This window comes from Pontibacter russatus, from assembly GCF_009931655.1.
Taxonomy (GTDB): Bacteria; Bacteroidota; Bacteroidia; order Cytophagales; family Hymenobacteraceae; genus Pontibacter; species Pontibacter russatus.
In genome coordinates this window covers 3,944,105-3,964,114 of the sequence record NZ_CP047984.1, presented here as the reverse complement: position 1 = coordinate 3,964,114, position 20,010 = coordinate 3,944,105, and the positions used below count along the sequence as shown (strand labels likewise).

Genomic DNA, 20,010 nt, shown 5'->3' with positions numbered 1-20,010 from the left:
TTGGTTGAATTAACTGCTTTCAATACTTGGGTTCATATCTGTTGTTACAGCACTAACTGAAACTACACGATAAGCCGCTGTATCAAGTGGATATAAAAATGCGGAACTATGTGGTGCCTCTATTCAGCTACTATCAGTTTGGTAAGTCCTAAGCAGGATCCTTAGTAGCAAAACACAGGAGGATAGACAAGGGGTATACAATTGGTTTTCAGCCTTTATAAGGAATGTATAATTTTATATGAGAATCATATACGCAAAAATAGATTTTAGGTCTTAACTTTTTGCATTTATTCTACCTATTTTCTGAAATAATGGCTAAACACCTAATTTAATGGTTAAACTCACTCTAAATCCATGCGCAATAAATAGGGAAGGCGCGGCAAAGTTGCCGCGCCTTCCCTATAGCCTGTGTTGTGAATCTACTGTATCAGCAGCCTGGCTTGGGCTTTCCCACCTGCGGCGCTTGCCCGGATGATGTACATGCCCCGCTTTAGCTGCGTGTGCCCGGGTACTTCCACGCGGGCGTAGCCCTGCTGGTCAGTCACTGCATCCACGGAGGCGATGGCCCGCCCCAGCACGTCGTGCAGGGTAACCGTGACGGCTTCCCGCGCGCCAAAGTTGCTTATCTCCGCATATACCTGCCCTCCAGAAGTCGGGTTGGGGTAAACGCGCAGTGCTGCCTTGCTGCCCTCTGCCAATTGCATGACATTGGCTTCAACAGACGTAGCGGCGAGTGCGCCACTTGCCGTTGCTCTGTATATCTCGACAGCTGCTATGGCCAGACGGTCTGCCGTCGGGTTAAACTTCAGGCTGAGAACACCATCCGACACGTTGATGTCGAAATCCTTGACCATTGCGCTTCTGTACCCAACTTCACTGTAGATATCGAAGTTTGGAAGCCGAAGCTGATTTTCAGCGGTTATGTTAAACACCCTCGATCCTGTTGCCGACCAGTAATTCTCCACGAAGTGCATTCTGACCATATAACTGCCATTGGCAAGCGGTATCTCGTAGCGAGTTTCAGCCAAGTTGGCGCCTGCCGACAGGTACGTCTGGTACAGCACATCGTCATCCGTGGCCGCGATGGCTGTAGACACAATTTGCTTATCCAGCTTTATACTGCCCTGCCGGTAGCTGGCATCTGCTTCCCACACTTTGCCACCGATGGTAACATTGCTATCAGCAGCGCCCTTAATACGCTTAACAGCAGTGATAGTGGCGCTGTTGCTGTTTGCGATGCCATATAACGGCACACGTAACGGCGATGTTGCATTGTTGTAATACACCAATAGCGCCGCATTTTTGATACCGAGGCTCCCGGGGCTAAAATTAACGGTTACACTGGTAGAAGCTTGTGCAGCCAGTGTGGTGGTGGCAGGCGCTGTGGTGGTGAAATCAGCCATGTTCGGCCCCACAATCTCCACCTTCTGTATCTGAATGTCCGGGTCGCTGCCACCAGCGTAGTTACCGCCCAGGTTCTTGAGATTTATTGTGAGGGATTTACTTGCCCCTGTCATCACAGCCCCAAAATCAAAATCCGTGGTCGGAGTCGCACCAAGCTCTGAATAATGCACAGGGCCTGCCTCTGGCTTCACGTTAGATATATAGTATATATTATCCTGATAGTCGTAGTTCGTGTACGAAGTGCCCAGGTAATCTGCACCTATCAGGTAAGCGTTTGGAATAACGTTGCCATTGCCATCCACCGCTTTCCAGATGCGCATGCCAATCTTACCCCCATCATTCTTAGTCCTGTCAGAATAAGACTTGTGTACTCTGAAGCCAAAGGCGGCATTTGGGTTAGCTGTAGTCGCCGTAGGGACGGCTATTTTTCCACTAGCAAGCGAAGTAGAACCATTCTTCCTTGGCAGAAGGGACTGGCCGTCCAGGTTCTCGTGTGTGAACAGGGATGTATTATAAGAACTGCCCTTCGCATGCCACTCAAAGTTTTCTACATCATTGCAGCAGCCATGGTACGCGGCCACCTGGATAACCTGCACGTCCTTGCTCGGATCCACCCTCTGAAAATAAGCAGAGATGATTTCATCAGAGTTAGGCATTACGTACGATCCATCAGATGCGCCGTCGCTCGCACCAAAACCGATTCTGGTCTTAAAGCCAAGTGCGTTGATTATCTCCTGTGCATAAGGCTCTGAATTGCCTTCCCCATACTTTTGCCACAGCCCCCGCAGTTTTACTTCCTTGTAAGGCGCCAGATCATCGTTGGATGATATATAAAGCGCATCCTGCAGCACTTTCACCCGGGTTGCCTGGTTTGCCGCAATAAACTCTACCTCTAGCTCGACATTTGATTTAGAGGCTACCGACAGCGGCAATGCCGAAGCCGTGTAGGCCGCGCCGTTCAATTTAGAGATCTTCCAGGCACTGGGGTTCGATAAGGCAAAGTTGCTGATGACGAGCGCCCCCGTTCCCTTGTTATGGATGCGCAGTTTCACCTTGTTGTGGTTCTCGTTGTAGGGCGTGAAGGTGCCATCGCTATTCTCACGCCTCCAGGGATTCTGGATCAACGAGAAGCTTAGCTCGTCGGGAGCAGGGAAGAAATTCTGGTTCTCCAGAACCATATAGGCATTGCTCGCTGTTGCGGAGACAACGCTAAAGTTCTGGACATCGGTGACGGTCTCGTTCCCCGCATTGTCTGTTGCTCTCGCCCTGATGGTATAATTACCGGGGTTCCCAATCCTGAGGGGCTCCGTGTAGGCGGTATAGGCTGCATTATTCAGGCTGTACTGTACCGATGCGAGTCCGGAGCCTCCTTCATCTGAGGCTGCTACAGATACATATACCTCGTTCTTGTATACGCCCGCCGACTGTTCGGTGCCCGTAAACCTAACGGTAGCCACCGGTGGAATTATATCTTCCCCAGCCGTTGCCGGGCTAATGATGATGTAATTGAGCTTCGTGTTAGTACCCCCCGCAGCATCCACGGTAAGCCTGCCGTCACTCACGTTCACGGAAACCGTTGCCGATTGGAACAATGCCTGCGAAGAAGGAACAAAGCCATTGATAGCTGCCTTGCCCTCTACGTTTATCTGGTGTCTGCTATCGGTATAGCTAGGGTCTCCCACGCTCACCGAAACGTTATAGGACCCGTTTGGCACTACGTATTCCCAGGTGCCTGGCACCTGTCCGTTAGTAGTTGCCTGCATCTGTGACAGCGTCCGCAGGCGCGCTTCCACAGAGCCAGAGCGTTCACGCATGTTTGCAGAAAGGTCCCGTGGCTGCTTCGTGGCAGGATCGACCCAGCCATAGCCTCTGCCAGCGTCGAAAGGCAGCCCCGAATCTTTGATATAGCCCGAAGGTGTAGTGGAGGTAGCCAGCTGGAAATTGATTTTTACTTCCTGCTCTGTATTAACAGTGGCGGCCTTTGCAACCACAAAATAGTTTGTCTGCGCCCCCGCGGCCGGGCTCTGCAGGTTGCCGCCCAGGCTCACCGCACCCGCCGGGAAGGTCTTGCTGTAGAGGTCCATGCTGCTGATCTGCGAGTCGTCCACACCGATTTTGTCGGTAAGCTTCTGCCAGCCGCTCAGCCAGGAGGGCAGCGCCGTGGCGCGCGGGTCGTAGGCTATATATACCGTCGCGCTCTCGCTCAGGTTGAAGGAGAGCAGCGAGGAGCTGGTGCTCTTCTTGTCGTCGTTGGCTGTCCTTATCAGGGAGGCTCCGCTTAGAGAAGCCGGAACGCTGGTTATTTTATAAGTGCGATCTGTGTAGTGCTGTGCGCCTACTGCCAAACTTCCCAATATATAGCTCCGCCCGCTGCTGGCCGATATGTTGCTGATCAGGCCTGTTGAGGGCTGCGACTGCGTGAAGTTGGCGGTGATGGTCTTGTTACCGCCCATGGTCACCGACAGCGGGTTGGACGTGCCGGTGGCATCGCCGCTCCACCCGCTGAACGCATATCCGGAAGCTGGCGTCGCAGTAAGGCTAACGCTGGTGCCAGAGGCGTAGGTAGCCTGGTTCGGGCTTTTGGTTACTGTACCGCTGCCTGTGGTGGAGACTGACAGCGTATACTGTTCCGCCTCTGCGGCCTTTGCAACCACAAAATAGTTTGTCTGCGCCCCCGCGGCCGGACTCTGCTTGTTACCGCCCAGGCTCACCGCGCCCGCCGGGAAGCTCTTGCTGTAGAGGTCCATGCTGCTGATCTGCGAGTCGTCCACGCCGATTCTGTCCGTGAGCTTCTGCCAGCCCGAGAGCCAGGAGGGCAGGGCCGTGGCGCGCGGGTCGTAGGCTACATATACCGTCGCGCTCTCGCTCAGGTTGAAGGAGAGCAGCGAGGAGGCCGTGCTGTTCTTGTCGTCGTTGGCTGTCCGGATGAAGGCCATGCCATCAAGAGTGGAAGGAACGGAGGTGACGGTGTAGTCCCTGTCGGTGTAGAAGGGCGCGCCTGCTGCCAGATTTCCCAATATATAGCTTCGCCCGCTGCTGGCCGATATATTGGATATCAAACCTGCCGCAGGTGCCTCCGCTGCCTTGCCCAAAACGAAGTAATTGTTCTCAGCCCCAGTTGCCGGGCTCTGCTTGTTGCCGCCCAGGCTCACCGCGCCCGCCGGGAAGCTCTTGCTGTAGATGTTCATATAGCTGATCTTCGAGTCGTCCACGCCGATTCTGTCTGTGAGCTTCTGCCAGCCCGAGAGCCAGGAGGGCAGCGCCGTGGCGCGCGGGTCATAGGCTACGTACACCGTCGCGCTCTCGCTCAGATTGAAGGACAGTAATGAGGTGCTGGTGCTGTGCTTGTCGTCGTTGGCCGTGCGCACCAGCGCCGCCCCGGCAAGAGAGGCAGGAACGCTGGTTACCTTATAGGTGCGGTCGGTATAAGGCTGCACCCCCACCGCCAAATCAGCGAGCACATAACTGCGGCCGCTACTTGAGGCTATATTGGATATCAGACTGGCATCCTGTATCTGCCGCTCAACAGCATGGGCTGTGCTGCCGATGTTAAATCCGATTAGCAGGAGCACTAGCCACCTGATATTTAGTAGTGGCGGACAATGGAGAAGGGTGGTAAATTTCTGTTTCATTTGTGACTGGTGTGTTGAATATATAATTTTAATTAAATGCCAAGTACAATCAATGGTTTTCAGATAGGCACCCTACCAGCAGCCAGGAGCTATTAAATACCCCTGTTGTTAAGGCTACTTTATATGAAAACCTCTGATTCTATATTTAACCGAGCTTAGGTCTTGTCAGTAACTTCTGGTTTGTTGATGTTATGTACTTTCCCTGATAAATTCCAATACTTTAAACTTGTGTTTATAGCCCTGTTTTACAAGTGGTGTGACAAGCAAGACTGTAAGTATGCAGTCTTGCTTGTCACACCATGGCATCCTACCGCACCAGCAGCCTGGCTTGGGCTTTCCCGCCTGCGGCGCTTGCCCGGATGATGTACATGCCCTGCTTTAGCTGCGTGTGCCCCGGCACCTCCACCCAAAGGTAGCCCTGCTGGTCAGTCACTGCATCCACGGAGGCGACGGCCCGCCCCAGCACGTCGTGCAGGGTGACCGTGAGGGCTTCCCGCCCGCCGAAGTTGCTTATCTCCGCATACACCTGCCCGCCAGAGCTTGGGTTCGGGTAAACCTTCAGGCCTAAGCCCCTGTTATCTGCCTTCGACAAAGTGTTTCCTCCACTACTGCTGGCCTCAGAGGACAGGACGGCCTGTGCCGCCTTTGCCACCACGAAGTAGTTGTTCTCGGCCCCCGCGGCCGGGCTCTGCTTGTTGCCGCCCAGGCTCACCGCGCCCGCCGGGAAGCTCTTGCTGTAGATGTTCATATAGCTGATCTTCGAGTCGTTGATTCCTATTCTGTCCGTGAGCTGCTGCCAGCCCGAGAGCCAGGAGGGCAGGGCCGTGGCCCGCGGGTCATAGGCTACGTACACCGTCGCGCCCTCGCTCAGCTCGAACGAGAGCAGCGCGCTCGCGCTGCTGTGCTTGTCGTCGTTGGCCGTGCGCACCAGCGCCGCCCCGGCAAGAGAGGCAGGCGCGCTGGTCACCTCGTAGGTGCGGTCGGTGTAGGCGCGCACCCCCACCGCCAGATCGGCGAGCACATAGCTGCGGCCGGATGTGGCCTTTATGTTACTGATCAATGGGTTATTTGTATCTGGCTCTTGGTCAACAACGGTAAATGCAACCGTCAGCGCCGTCCCCGCCGTTCCGCCGCCGCCTGAACTCGTATAGGGCGTAGCCTTCAGGGAGTAGCTGCCGACGGACGGAGTCCAGGCGCCGTCATCGCCCATCAGGTCATATGGGGCTATGGATTCTGTCGCATTCCTGCTCTGGGCCCCGCTCAGGGCAAACACCACGCTGCCTACCTTGGAGGGGCTGGTGTTGGCGCGGATGTTCAGTTTCCTGGAGGGCAGCGTAGCCAGGTTCAGGGTTGCGCCGCCGGTGAGCGTTTGTATCGCCTGCTTGGTGTTCGCGTCATACAGCGTGAGGCTGGAAACCTGCTGCTGGGCCTCTGTGACACCTGGCACACCTTTATAGGTGGTGCTTGAAGAGGAACCACCCGTATAGTAAATATTGCCGTTCAACCATGCTGCCACTCCGGAGTATCGTGGCGCGGGCAGTGGCGTGAGGCTCTCCCATGTGTTTGTAGCAGGTGTGTAAGCAGATACCATATTGGTTACACCCGAAATATGCTCTGTCTCTCCACCGAGCACCAGTATACGGTCATCAACCACAATAACAGCAGACGATATATGCCCTCTGCCACTTGCGCCCGAAGGCACAGGCAGGTCTGCAACCCGCGTCCAAATGTTTGTTACCGGATTATACTGGTGTACTAGCTTTGATGTGCTTAAGTTGCTGTCATGTCCCGTCTGTCCGCCAATAAGGTAAATCTTACCCCCATAGACTGCTGACCCTGCGTGGTGCCGGGGAGAAGGAAGATTCGCCAGAGATTTCCAGCCCGCCGCTAGGTCATCTAGTTGCAGCACATAATGGTTTCCCAAATCAGATGTGCGTGCGGCGTTTGTTCCTCCAATGTGATGAAGTCTGCCATTCAAAAATTCTAGCTGGCCCGCGGCTACTGTGATTGGCAGATTAGGCAACCGAACATACCGGTTCTCGGCAACAATATATTTCCATACTTCCTTTGTGCCAAAAATCTGGCCGGTGCCAGACGAGTTCGATGTATAGCCCCCTGCGAAGTAAATGTCAGTGCCATCGGTTGCAAAACCTGCGTGGGTAACACCTCCATAGTTGGTGCCATTCATGGGTGGCATGGGCGCAATTGCTGACCAGGTATTGGCCACTGGATCGTAGCGGTAGGCACGGCTTGTGGGAGTGTAAGTGGATTTACGGCTATCGAATCCCCCGAAGGTGTAGAGCTTTCCGTTTACCACTTTACCCTGGCCTTCGGAGACTGTATAGGGCTGTCTAGCGGCAGTTCCCCAGTTTATACTGCTAAAAGCAGACACAGTTGCCTGTGGTGCTACCGGAACTGATACATGCGACTTGCTATCCTGGCCATTCACATCTGATGCTTCTACATCTCCCGCCACAGCACCCCGGGTAAACGCATCTGATGAGGCATACGCATAATGTGCAGCCGTAGACGCGCACGCGTTAGCAGCCACATATAGCCGATCGGTTTCACCTGCAGCAAGAACCGGTACTGTAGGTGACCGTTCAGATTTTATATGTGTTCTAACAGGCGCAGGCGCTACAGGACTGTAGGCAAATGCGCTCAGGCAGATAAAAAAGCTCAGCAGGGACAGGGTTACCCCCCTTGGATTTAATGAGACAATGGTCTTAAAACCAGCAGTAGAAGTAATCTCCATATGTGCTTAAGCTGTAATTTTTAATATGGTTCCTATTTAGCCACGCCCCTACTTCCCCTGCTGACAGGAAAACAATCCATGTTACCGAACAACCCAGAAGAAGACCTAACACTCGTGTCATCTGCCTGCTGGCGGGAAAATTCGCGACTCCCCGGTGCCCTGGCCCGGAGTAACATACTAGATTAAAATAGGATTCAATTCTTCTTATCTCAGATACGCGCTGGACAGAAGCAAACGTTTAAAAAATTTGTAATTAAACAGATGCATTAACGCGATAAAGTACCTATACGTGAAATACATCAATTGTTTCGTCAAATATTTAAAAAATACCAAATATGTGGGTTAACGTTCCTCTGCCCCACTTAGTAAGGTGTTGGTATAGAACGGCATGCCGTTACTGAGATGACGGATCAAAACGATACGGCACGCATGCAGTCAGAAGTGTCGCACCATGGCATCCTACCGCACCAGCAGCTTTGACTGCGCCTTCCCGCCTGCGGCGCTTGCCCGGATGATGTACATGCCCCGCTTTAGCTGCGTGTGCCCCGGCACCTCCACCCGAACGAAGCCCTGCTGGTCTGTCACTGCATCTACAGAGGCAATAATACGCCCCAGCACGTCGTGCAGGCTAAGCGTGACAGTTTCCTGACTGCCGAAGTTGGCTGCTTTCACAAACACCTGCCCCCCAGAAGTTGGGTTCGGGTAAACTGTTAAAGCCAAACCATTGCTTTCCGTTTTTAATAGAGTTGTTGCCTCATTGCTGCTGGCGTCAGAGAGCAGTGTCGCTTGTGCCGCTCTAGCTATCACAAAGTAGTTATTCTCTGCCCCTGCGGCCGGGCTCTGCTTGTTGCCGCCCAGGCTCACCGCGCCCGCCGCGAAGGTCTTGCTGTAGAGGTCCATGTGGCTGATCTTCGAGTCGTTGATTCCTATTCTGTCCGTGAGCTTCTGCCAGCCCGAGAGCCAGGAGGGCAGGGCCGTGGCCCGCGGGTCGTAGGCTACGTACACCGTCGCGCCCTCGCTCAGCTCAAACGAGAGCAGCGTGCTCGCGGTGCTGTACTTGTCGTCGTTGGCTGTTCTGATGAAGGGTGCTCCACCTAAAAAAGCAGGGGCAGAAGTGACCTTATACGTTCTATCGGTGTAGTGTGTAACTCCTGTAGCCAATTCTCCCAGAACGTAATTCCTCCCACTAGAGGCAGAAACATTGCTAATCAAGTTTGTGGATGATGCCTGTGCTGCCTTACCCACCACGAAGTAGTTGTTCTCGGCCCCCGCGGCCGGGCTCTGCTTGTTGCCGCCCAGGCTCACCGCGCCCGCCGCGAAGGTCTTGCTGTAGAGGTCCATATGGCTGATCTTCGAGTCGTCCACGCCGATTCTGTCCGTGAGCTTCTGCCAGCCCGAGAGCCAGGAGGGAAGCGCCGTGGCCCGCGGGTCGTAGGCTACGTACACCGTCGCGCTCTCGCTCAGCTCGAACGAGAGCAGCGCGCTCGCGCTGCTGTGCTTGTCGTCGTTGGCCGTGCGCACCAGCGCCGCCCCGGCAAGAGAGGCAGGCACGCTGGTCACCTCGTAGGTGCGGTCGGTGTAGGCGCGCACCCCCACCGCCAGATCGGCGAGCACATAGCTGCGGCCGGATGTGGCCTTTATGTTACTGATCAATGGGTTATTTGTATCTGGCTCTTGGTCAACAACGGTAAATGCAACCGTCAGCGCCGTCCCCGCCGTTCCGCCGCCGCCTGAACTCGTATAGGGCGTAGCCTTCAGGGAGTAGCTGCCGACGGACGGAGTCCAGGCGCCGTCATCGCCCATCAGGTCATATGGGGCTATGGATTCTGTCGCATTCCTGCTCTGGGCCCCGCTCAGGGCAAACACCACGCTGCCTACCTTGGAGGGGCTGGTGTTGGCGCGGATGTTCAGTTTCCTGGAGGGCAGCGTAGCCAGGTTCAGGGTTGCGCCGCCGGTGAGCGTTTGTATCGCCTGCTTGGTGTTCGCGTCATACAGCGTGAGGCTGGAAACCTGCTGCTGGGCCTCTGTGACACCTGGCACACCTTTATAGGTGGTCCGCGCAAAGTTTCCGCCTGAGTAGTACAGATTCCCGTCCAGCACTGCGGCCACCCCGGCAGCCTTGCTTACTGCTAATGGAGATATGGTTGTCCAACTGTTGGTAGCTGGTGAGTAAGCCTGAATCTTGTTCGTCTTGTTGTTATGGGAGGTCTCGCCGCCTAGCACCAGAATGCGCCTGCCCATTACTACAACAGAAGAGGAGATATGATCAACTGCAGTAGGCAGATCAGCCACAAAAGACCAGCTATTGGTGCCGGGATTATAGACCTCCACGCTTTTTTGGGTGACCGTTTGTTCGTCTTGGTGGTGGGCGCCTCCGATAAAGTATAACTTCCCTTCGCACACAATGGATCCGGGGTGGTTCCGAGGATTGGAAAGAGGCACGGATGCTTTCCATCCGGCACTTAGGTTGTCTAAATCCAGCACATAATGGTCTGCGATGTCCTGGCGCAACTTGTTAGCCCCGCCAATATAATGCAGTTTACCCTGCAAATACCTCAACTGTCCCGCAGCCAGTTCAACAGGAAGGCTTGGAAGGGCAGTGTATGTATTAGTTGCCACATTGTATTTCCAGGCCTGCCTTGTGCCGAATATCTGACCTGTGCCAGACGAGTTTGATGTATAGCCCCCTGCGAAGTAAATGTCCGTTCCATCTGTATCAAGGCCCACGTGCGTGATGCCGCCGAAGTTCGTTCCTTTGGGCGTGTGAGGCAGATCTGCAATGGCACTCCACTTATTGGTGGCCGGGTCGTATACATAGGAGCGCTTTGTCGGTGTCCAGCTTGGTTGCTTCTGTACATCATAGCCGCCAAAAATGTAAAGCTTTCCGTTTACAACCGTCCCATGCACCTCGTGTGTGCCATAGGGGAGGCCAGCTGTGGTGCCCCAGGTAATGTCCGCGAAGTCAGAGGGAGAGTTTCCGGCGGTAACCTTTACGACAACAGCAGCTTCGCTGTACAGGCCGCTGCCGTCCGTAGCCCTGACGGTGAGGTTGTAAGTGTCCTGCGTATGATAATTGAGATACTTCGCCACCGTAACGGTGCCTGTAGCCGTGTTCATAGCAAAAGCGCCATTGGTGTTGCCCGCCGTAATGGCATAAACCGGCGCTCCGCCGTCAGCGTCTGTGGCCTCTACCCTTCCGGCAGCAGCACCCAGCGTAGCCGCATCCGATATACTGAATGCATAACGTGCAGCCGTAAATGCAGGCGCACTGGCAGCCATATATAGCTCCCGTGTTTCACCTGCAGGCATGGCAGGTGCCCGTTCAGATTTTATATGTGTTCTAACAGGCGTAGGCGCCGCAGGACTGTAGGCAAATGCGCTCAGGCAGATAAAAAAGCTGAGCAGGGACAAGGCTATTCCCTTTGGGCATGATGAGACAATGGCCTCAAGACCAGCAGTAGAAGTAATTTTCATATGTGCTTAAGCTGTAATATTGAATATACTATTTCTCTATAACCACGAACCCCACCTTCTCCTGCTGATAGACAAGCCCAGACTTATTAGGGCCCCCTACTGATGCATAATCCCGGAATAAACTTTAATGTTATAGCTTATAGGTCTTTTTGACTAATGACAATTTTCCTATAGCTCGAATCCTTGACCAGAATCATATGCTGGAATAATCTCAGATCAAATTCCCAAAATTTTTGGCCGACTCATGCCTGCAGTAAATAGTAAGCAGGCGATTTACACATTGATGTATTAACACCATAAGAAACCTATACGCAAAATACATCAATTGTTTCGTGAAATATTTAAAAATATTCTTTCTGATGCGCTATTACACTCCTATTATACTTATTAAGAGATATATAAGTATAAGGGCATGTACAATTAAGGTTGCGGCACCGGGAAATGGCAGCACTTAATCTTACTCCCAAAAGCGGAAAGGAAGAAACGTTAGTGCTGCAATAGCAACCTTTCTTCCCTTCCGTTGCACCAACTTATACAAAACGAAGAGAGGGCTGCCCTGTTGGGCAGCCCTCTCTTCGTTTTGTATAAGTTGGTGCTTTACTCTATAACAACACGCTGTGAGGTGCGTCCCTTCGGAGTCACCACCTGCAGCACGTAGAGGCCGCTTTTCAGGCTGCTTACATCAAGCGCCGTTCTAAAGCCACTGGCGGAAGTCTGCTCCTCCTGTGTCAGCACGACGTTTCCGTTGAAGTCCAGCAGGTTGATTTTCGCCACGCCCTCTCCCGTGTCGCCAAATTCCACGTTCAGCATGGCAGAGGCAGGGTTCGGGTAAGCTGACAGGCCATCTGCGAGTGGGGCCACTTCCGAGCCTGCGGTTGCGCTGCTTGAAGACGAGGTGCTCAGGCCAGTCACCACCTTGAAGGACACGGAAACGGTGTTCAGCACGGTGCCGGTGCCTTTAGCCCCGGAGTAGGAGATGACTTTCAGCGTGTAGCTGCCGCTTGCCGGCGTCCAGCCGTAGTAGTCTCCATTCTCATCTCCTCTCAGCGTGTAAGGGGCCCCTGACTCGGTGCGCTTATACGTCTCTTCGCCTGACAGCTGCAACACTACACTTTCCACAGAAGAGGAAACCGTGTTGGCGCGGACATTGAGGCTCTTGGTAGGCAGCTTGGAAAGGTCTAAGGTAGCGCCGTCGGTCAAGGCCATGATGTCGCTTTCATTGCTTGCGTTTACCAGCGTCAGCGTGATATCCGATGAACTGGAACTGGAGGCATCTTTCACTACTTTGAAGCTGATGCTCAGGGAGGTACCGGCGGTTCCAGATCCACCGTAGGCAGTATAAGGCGTGGCTTTAAGCGTGTAGCTTCCTTCTGCAGGCACCCACGCGCCTTGGTCGCCCATCATATCATAGGTAGAGATATTTTCAATCACGGATTTGCTAGCCGCTCCGCTCAGGGAGAACACCACACTTCCCACGGTGGCGGGGCTTGTGTTGGCGCGGATGTCCAGGTTCTTGGTTGGCAGGGTGGATAGGTCTAACACAGCACCGTTCGACAGCGTCTTTATTTCCTGCTTGGTGTCGGCGTTGAAAAGCGTGTAGCTTACCACTTTCTGAGCATCGGACGAAGGAGCAGGGGCAGCTACTGCGCCCTCATTGAGCTCTTGCTTGATATACTTTGCAAAGCTTACGATCATGGCGTCATAGGTTTCTGCGTTGTATACAGTGCCGTTCAAAAACCCATCCATTCCGCCAAGGTTATCCAGTCGGCCGCCTACGCCATCCCACCAGGTTATACCTTCAGGCTCGTAGTTGTTATAAGAGTAATTCATCACGTACTTGATGTATCGCGCCAGCGTCTCTTTGCGCATAATCTGCTTTCCATAGAGCGGGCTGTTGAAGTGCACCCTGTGCCAGACAAACGGAATCACTGGCTTGTTGTACTTCTTGCCATATATCAAGGCTGGATCCATATTGTCGCGCAGGTACTTCAGGTTACGCTCACGTCCTACCTCTTCGTCAGTATATAAGATATACAAAGAGGGCGTGATGAAATCAAGCTTGGAGATCACGTTGTCAAGCTTGCCGGGAGTGTTATAGTTATCTTGCTGCCAATCATTCCAGGTGCGGAAGGGAAAGCTATATAGGCTAACATCTATGTTCGGCCTATATCTTTTAACAAGTGTGATGAGTTCAATTATTTTGGCCTCTGCAGCTTTGAAGCGGCTGTGGGACTTAGGGTAGTTCCTCATGTCCATGTAAGGGCCGCTCTCCCAGTCCAGCACCACTTTACCTGAACTGGTGGAACCCGGGAAAAACTTATCCAGCCAGCGCTTGATGCTCTGCGGATCAATGTCATTGTGATCATAAGTGGAAACAATGGTTCCTTCTGTCATTACTTCAACGTTCCTGATATCAAAGCCATTGGCATCAAAATACGCCTCTGATTTCTCGTCGAAGCGTGACGGAAAGGCATAAATATCAAAATTAGGGGCTACTTGGGCGAAACTCAGTGTAGAAAAGGAAAGGGTGGCTACGAGGAAGAATAGAATTCTTTTCATATCTGGGAAGAACATTTTTTATAATTTTTTAAGGATTTTTCTAAATATTTTAAAACTTGTTACATATAGAAGGGCTCATCAAACAAAATACCCTTTATGGCAGGTAAACTACTTTGAACAGTTTCGCGAAAATTGTTTCTTCTGCTGCCCAGATACAGGCAGAAGGGTAAAGAAAAATCCTCGGCTAAAAGTTGATTTCTCATAAAGGTTCAATTTTTAATTTTTAATAAATTTCTTTCACATCAAAAGTATACAAAAATATTTGTCTCAAACATTTATTGAAAATTTCTTTAAAAGTTTATATAACCTAACAATATTTCACAATCAAACAATAGTTCCTGCTTCAAGATAAAGGGTTGAGTTGCCACTATATCACCTTCTTCAGCAATCAGTGAAATACATGGCCAAGAAGATAAGTGCTGTACATAAAAAACAGCATCTATTATGTGAAAAACACATGTGTGGAAGGAATAATCAGTAAAAATGGAAATCTAAAAGAAGAAAAATGTTGTACCTAAGACAACATTATCGCTAATACCATCCACTGAGAAGGAAGCACATTGCGATGTGTATGGGTATATTTATCTATGCACTCAGGCTATTCTATTTTATAGCTGATAAGCAAAATTTAAGAGCCTATATTATTATAAAAATACAATAAGCGAAACAATACAAAAAATCTACATCACTGTAAAGTAATATTTTTAACACACGAAAAAACTCCTTTTAAATCAGCTTCACCATGCTTATGCTTTAGATACTTTTGAAGGCCTTTTATATATGAACCACTAACATTTTCCCACAGCTATCAGAGTCAGAGAAGGAATCGTCTTTTAAATCAAGAGATAAAAAGGTATCATTGCCGATAAATGCATACACAAAAATTATCCTCTTCATGCAAACACAGAGACTATTGTATTGAGAAGTGTTGCCAAAGTGAAGGAGTGGCTAAATACTTGGGTTCGTATTTAAAACATCCGAAAAGGTGGCAGGAAATCAGCGTAAGATTCTCTCTCATACAGTCTAACTAAAATGTGATAGATAACTACCCCACCTATGTCAGAACCATACCAAAAATATCTAATAGATTACAAAGCGCTGTTTATCAGCCAAATACGAATAAATACTGATAAAAATAATTGTGCAGGCCAAATCGGTACTGTGGAAATATTCCACACTTTGTAGATTTACCACACATAGTGTTCCGATTTTAATTAGATATCCGCAATAAATTCACAGATAATTGCGTAACTTTTTTAAAGGTGCTAAAAAATGCAGGCATATGTATAAAGCCCACCTTTGTATCGATAAACGTGCCACTTAATTCCCCGATGAAGTGACATGGTTTAAAGGGGAGATAATTACGCACGTCTATTGAACTCTAACTACGGGACAGATGGAGAAGGAATAGTATGGCAAGCCCAGTTCCGAATTAGGGTGGCAGCAAAGCCTGGAATTGCAAGCAGGAGGGGCTAAGTGTCAGAATCTGATCTTTGGAAGGTTTAGCTGCCAGGCGCGAGCCATGAACGTAGGCACCTTCGCCGTATCGCCATACTGTTATATCAGGTACCTTGCGTGGGAGAACAGTATGGATAATTGCGACATGCTATAAAGTAGCAGCACTGAACAGAAAAGAAACAATTGGCTACATATTAACAAGCCAAAGCACAAGCATAGGAATCATGCAGCCTGATTATATGGAATAGCACAAAGACGACTAAATAGCGTGAAAGCCCTCTTTATGCATAGGTTCTAAAATCTGATCGGCTTACTTTCTATAGGAATCCCGCAAAGGGCAAAGCCGTGTTGAATCATAATGTATTTTATAGTAATATAGCGCTGTTTGAACCTTGGATTAGGCGCGCACCTTCCTTTGACCAAGTATGTGCAGCGTTGGGCTAGCAATTGTCTCAGGAGCCAGATTCATGGATAAAATGAATGCCATAGAGAAAAACAGCCAACTGGCAGTATAAATTGCGCCGCTGAAACAATTCTGAATCAGACTCTGCAGAAAAATTGCGGCCACCCATGAAAGCTCAGGTCTGTTTTTGAATATATAAAGGGTTTGCTTCACAGATTTAACTATCACGAACATAAAGGGGAGGAAACCAACGATGCCGGTAGCCATGAGCACCTCAATGAAAATATTGTGAGGATAGTGCCCTGTCTCCGGCACTTCTAAGCTGTGGCCCAACAAAGGATTGTCAGCAAAATGGCCGAGCGCATAGGACCATATATAAAGTCTTGAGGCCGAAGAACTTCCCGAATCAACGTCCTCGTTGATGCCCATAAACCTGTCGATAACAGTACTGCCGAACTGCTCACTGAGGACTATTACACCGGCAGAGAACAAAACAAATGCGATCAGCAGGTATATGCTCATCAGCTTGCTCCGATGGTTTAATATAAAGAGGATGAAAGGAAAGGCCAGGGCTATGACAGAGCCCCGTGAGGCTCCTAGAAAGAACGGAACACAGGACACTCCCGCAATAATCCATAGCATCAGCTTAACAAACTTTGAATTAGTGTTTGTAAGCAGCACGAGCAAAGCCACTCCCATCGTAAGAGAGCCGGAATAAGACAGGGCTAAAGGAGATATATAATTCTCATCTTTAGAAACTGCCAGCGAGATTCTGCCTACGGTACCGATAATATCTCTGTAGAAAAAAAATGACAATACAGCTAATATAGCTCCTGACAGCAGGATTGCCCATTTGTAAAATTTCAGGTCTGCGAATAGTTCCTTCTTTAGAAATAGGCACAGGAAAGGCAAAAAGCAGAATGACAGGAAATAAAGGAGAAAAGTGCTGTTGCTCATATGGTTCTGTACACCGCTCAGGATTTCAGCAGCTATCCGGAATAGATAAGCCAGTGAGAACAGAATGAATGCGATGAACACCGGCTGCTTGATCTGCTCCTTTCTTCCTATCAAAATAAAGCAGATGAACAGCAACAGCACAATCAGTATCCTGACCGGAATGGTAAAGTACTGTGAGAAGCTAAGTCCAAGCAAATTGTTGGAGAGCAACAGCACAGCATAGTATCCCGAGAAAGAGAAAAAGACAGCCATAAAAAAAGCTGTCGCATATATTTTGTACTTGCTTATATACATAAGGATACCCGCATCTAATGAGCTAAAACGGTTTGCCTGCTTCTGGATCCCTCTATTATTTCCAGTAGCCTGTCGGTGTTATCCTCCACGCTGAATGTTTTGGCGCATGACCTGGCATAAGCTCCCATCTCGCCCCACCTGCCCCTGTTCTCCAGGGAGTTGTTGAAAGCAGCCTTGAAATCCTCCACAGCGGGCGCGTTCACAAGCCACCCGTTCTTTCCATGCTCAATCATCTCGGAAGGGCCGCCCAGGTAATACGCAATTACAGGCTTGCCGGCTCCAAGCGCCTCGGCCACGCTTATCCCGAAAGGCTCTACGTTTCTCCGCCCGTTGATAGCGACATCAATGCTGGAATAAAATTTTGGAAGGTCGCTCACTTCCCCCAGAAAATGCACCTGCTTGCCTGCCAGCCCCTTCGCGGCTTTGTGAATCTTCGCGTAAAATTCAGAGCCAACAGGGCCGCCGGCAACCAGCAGGTGCCCTCCTTTGGCCGGTATGTCAGAGTTGGCGAAGGCCTCCACCACTATGTCCTGTGCTTTGTCTACGTGCAGCCTCGCTGCAATGCCATATACGGGTGCCCCTGCTTCTATGCCTAGTTCAGTTCTAAAGCTGAGATTGCTTGCCTGTACGCGCCTTTCGTCGTAGCCCATATATACGATGTGCTTGCACTGCTCGCCCAATGTGTCTCTGGTATAGGCGCTGTTCCCGATCGAGATGATGCCGTATTTGTCGCAAAACAGTTTATAGTACTTCCTGGCCATATCCCGGTTTACGGTGTTGGGCAGATGCCACAGGGCTTTGCACCCATAAGTTTGTGACAGCATGCCCGCCAGGTGTATCAGGTTAGGCCTGCAGTACATAATGGCATCGTATTGCTTGCCAGCACCGATTTGTTGCCTCAGATACTTCGAATATTTTGCTCCAAAAGTATATGACTTCAGCAGAGAGTTAAGGATATTTAAGGGAGAACCGGCCAGTTGAGCATCAAGGGAAGGGATCGTGTAGGATGTATCGCACAGGCTTTTGTACACCTTCGCCTGGCTCTCTTCGCCAAGTATGACGGCGTCCACCTGAATGCCTCTTCTCTTGAACTCCTGGATAAACTGGACTTCATATGCCAGCACACCGCCTCTGTCGCTGCTAAACAATATCTTTAGTATTTTCATGTCGCTTTTATTGAATTTCACCTTACTCTTTTACCCCCGAACAGCAGTCTAAAAAACTCTGTCATGAGAATAAGATATAAATAAAGGTTTACGCCCGCCACCTTGGCTTTCTCCACAACAGAAAGTTGCTTGGCATGTGAGAAGAGCTGAAATGTTTTGCCGATAACGATCTTATAGAACAAGAAAGGAAGGAAAAGTATGTTTTTGACAATCCCCTTCAGGGTGTTTAATTTGAATTCTTTTTTCCCCCCAAACTCCCTCAGTTTCTGGTTCCGGAACTCGCGGAAGGTGCTCCGGGCCGGGTGGCTTATCTTCACTTTATCGCCGTATACCAGATTAAAGCCATGGGTGTTGGCCCTCCTGTTCCAGCCGATATCCTCCCCGGATTTCTTTGTAGCATCGAACCCGCCGACTTTATCGAACAGTTCTTTTCTGGTGAACAGGTTAGCGGTAACGGACGCCTTCAGCACCTCTACATTTTTCTTCTGGTTAAAGCTGTAGATGCTTTCATATAGTTCAACCCACGATTTCTTCTGGTCATTCGCATATATCAGCTCAATTTTCCCGGCTATCCTGTCGACCCGGCCTGTGCTGAACATTTCTACAGCACTCTCAATCCAGGTTGGGTGAGGGATGCAGTCAGAATCTGTGAAGCCTATTAGCTCGCCTTTAGCAAGCGCCAGCCCGGCGTTCCGGGCAGCATATGAACCCGGCTTACCCTCCGCAATCAGCGTAAAATTAGGCGGGAGTTCGAAATTATCAGGGGCTGGATCCGCGGGATCGTTGTTAATGATAATCACTTCGTAAGAATCGACAGGATAAGTCTGGCTATGGAGCGCCTTTACACAAAGCGCCATCCTCGCCCAATCGTGGTACGTCGGTATTAAAATCGAGACAAAAGGGTGATTCGTCATACGGTTGAAGTTGGGATTATGCTGCCGCGCTGTATAATGCTCCTTTTCCATAATCCATATATAAAGTAATTCCTGCTTGTGTTGCTCTTTCGTTAAATCTTAAGCACTGCGCTGTTTGTTTCTTTCCCCTCTCATAGCATCCCCCTGCACGACTTGTTCCAGTAGTCGGTAAACATTCTGTCAGCGTCGGGGGTGAAGCATTTTCCCGAGCCCGGCGTAGGCGTGAACTCTCCGAAAAAGGCGCCTTGGTCTGTAGCGTAGAAATCTATCCTGACAAACAATTCATATGATTTGCTCAGGGACTTCGCATGGCGAATCAGGTCGTTCAGGCACAATGGTGGTGGCTGGTAGGCTGCTTTGCCATACTTTATCCCAATGTTGTCCATCTGCTCCCAGTTTTCGGTGTAATAGCTGGTATAACCTTCGGAGGGGCCCAGTCTGTCGATTATTTCTATTCTGGCTATGTCGCCGTTGAACATATAAAACTTATAGTCCTTCGGTATTCTGTATTCTCCCTCCTCTGTCCGTAAAAACTCTTCTACCAGAAACTCCTGGTAGGGGTTCTGCATCAGCGCGTTGCCCATGAGTTCTCGGAGGGCTCTCTTCGGATATATCTGTCTGTCCATCAGGTTGACACCCTGGTTCATCAGGAATACCTTGTCGCATGAGTGCCCGATGGTTGGCCTGATCACATACTGAGGAGGCAGCGCATCGAAGTTCAGGCTATCGAGGTCTCTGCCATTCCAATATAATGCCGGCACTTTGCAACCGTGCAGCTGTGCAAATTCCCTGGCGTTATACTTGTTGCTGAGTTTTCTTTGCCAATACAACGCATCCCTCCATTTCTCGATCGGGTCGCTGGCACTCATCTTTGTATTCCGGACAATTTCGGCGTCCGGCGCGTCCCAGAATGTTCTGTGCCTGCGTTTGATGCGCCGGGAGAACTCGCCATAACCTTTCATATAAACAATTGCCGAACTAGCCCATTCCTTCA

At 50.5% G+C, this 20,010-nt stretch carries 8 protein-coding genes and 1 pseudogene; all 9 read right to left on the bottom strand.

The genetic code is table 11. From position 1 onward, the window contains the following. Positions 1-419 precede the first annotated feature (419 nt). The 9 genes and pseudogenes from GSQ62_RS16465 to GSQ62_RS16430 all read right to left on the bottom strand — a co-directional run bounded on the left by GSQ62_RS16465 (position 420) and on the right by GSQ62_RS16430 (position 19,978). The gene (locus tag GSQ62_RS16465) at positions 420-4,976 is read right to left on the bottom strand and encodes a malectin domain-containing carbohydrate-binding protein (RefSeq protein WP_202621794.1); all 4,557 of its coding nucleotides are present in this window, start codon (positions 4,974-4,976) and stop codon (positions 420-422) included. A gap of 367 nt (positions 4,977-5,343) precedes the next feature. Next, positions 5,344-6,483 (bottom strand): T9SS type A sorting domain-containing protein, encoded by a 1,140-nt coding sequence (locus tag GSQ62_RS20895; protein ID WP_237586708.1) that lies wholly within the window; start codon positions 6,481-6,483, stop codon positions 5,344-5,346. Between the two features lie 39 nt (positions 6,484-6,522). Then, positions 6,523-7,791, bottom strand: a pseudogene (locus GSQ62_RS21185) (Kelch repeat-containing protein); the annotation flags it as partial. Between the two features lie 459 nt (positions 7,792-8,250). Continuing rightward, positions 8,251-11,070, bottom strand: coding sequence for a Kelch repeat-containing protein (locus GSQ62_RS16455; protein ID WP_161890523.1), 2,820 nt, complete (start codon positions 11,068-11,070; stop codon positions 8,251-8,253). A gap of 792 nt (positions 11,071-11,862) precedes the next feature. Next, positions 11,863-13,824 carry a T9SS type A sorting domain-containing protein gene (locus tag GSQ62_RS16450; RefSeq protein WP_161890522.1) on the bottom strand — a complete coding sequence of 654 codons (1,962 nt, stop codon included), beginning with the start codon at positions 13,822-13,824 and terminating at the stop codon, positions 11,863-11,865. 1,855 nt (positions 13,825-15,679) lie between these two features. Continuing rightward, positions 15,680-16,894: an O-antigen ligase family protein gene (locus GSQ62_RS16445; RefSeq protein ID WP_161890521.1), complete on the bottom strand. Its 1,215-nt coding sequence runs from the start codon at positions 16,892-16,894 to the stop codon at positions 15,680-15,682. A 56-nt stretch (positions 16,895-16,950) separates the two neighbouring features. After that, a complete protein-coding gene (locus tag GSQ62_RS16440) occupies positions 16,951-18,102 on the bottom strand; it encodes a glycosyltransferase family 4 protein (protein WP_161890520.1) in 1,152 nt (383 codons plus the stop codon). A gap of 17 nt (positions 18,103-18,119) precedes the next feature. After that, positions 18,120-19,016, bottom strand: a complete 897-nt coding sequence (locus GSQ62_RS16435; protein ID WP_161890519.1) for a glycosyltransferase — start codon at positions 19,014-19,016, stop codon at positions 18,120-18,122. A gap of 131 nt (positions 19,017-19,147) precedes the next feature. After that, positions 19,148-19,978 (bottom strand): ATP-grasp fold amidoligase family protein, encoded by an 831-nt coding sequence (locus tag GSQ62_RS16430; RefSeq protein ID WP_161890518.1) that lies wholly within the window; start codon positions 19,976-19,978, stop codon positions 19,148-19,150. Positions 19,979-20,010: the final 32 nt, after the last annotated feature.

What these genes read in the sequence shown, in the direction of transcription:
- GSQ62_RS16445 (WP_161890521.1), bottom strand. Translation starts at nt 16,894, where the DNA reads ATGGCTGTCTTTTTCTCTTTCTCGGGATACTATGCTGTGCTGTTGCTC.
- GSQ62_RS16440 (WP_161890520.1), bottom strand. Translation starts at nt 18,102, where the DNA reads ATGAAAATACTAAAGATATTGTTTAGCAGCGACAGAGGCGGTGTGCTG.
- GSQ62_RS16450 (WP_161890522.1), bottom strand. Translation starts at nt 13,824, where the DNA reads ATGAAAAGAATTCTATTCTTCCTCGTAGCCACCCTTTCCTTTTCTACA.
- GSQ62_RS16455 (WP_161890523.1), bottom strand. Translation starts at nt 11,070, where the DNA reads ATGGCTGCCAGTGCGCCTGCATTTACGGCTGCACGTTATGCATTCAGT.
- GSQ62_RS16435 (WP_161890519.1), bottom strand. Translation starts at nt 19,016, where the DNA reads ATGACGAATCACCCTTTTGTCTCGATTTTAATACCGACGTACCACGAT.
- GSQ62_RS16430 (WP_161890518.1), bottom strand. Translation starts at nt 19,978, where the DNA reads ATGAAAGGTTATGGCGAGTTCTCCCGGCGCATCAAACGCAGGCACAGA.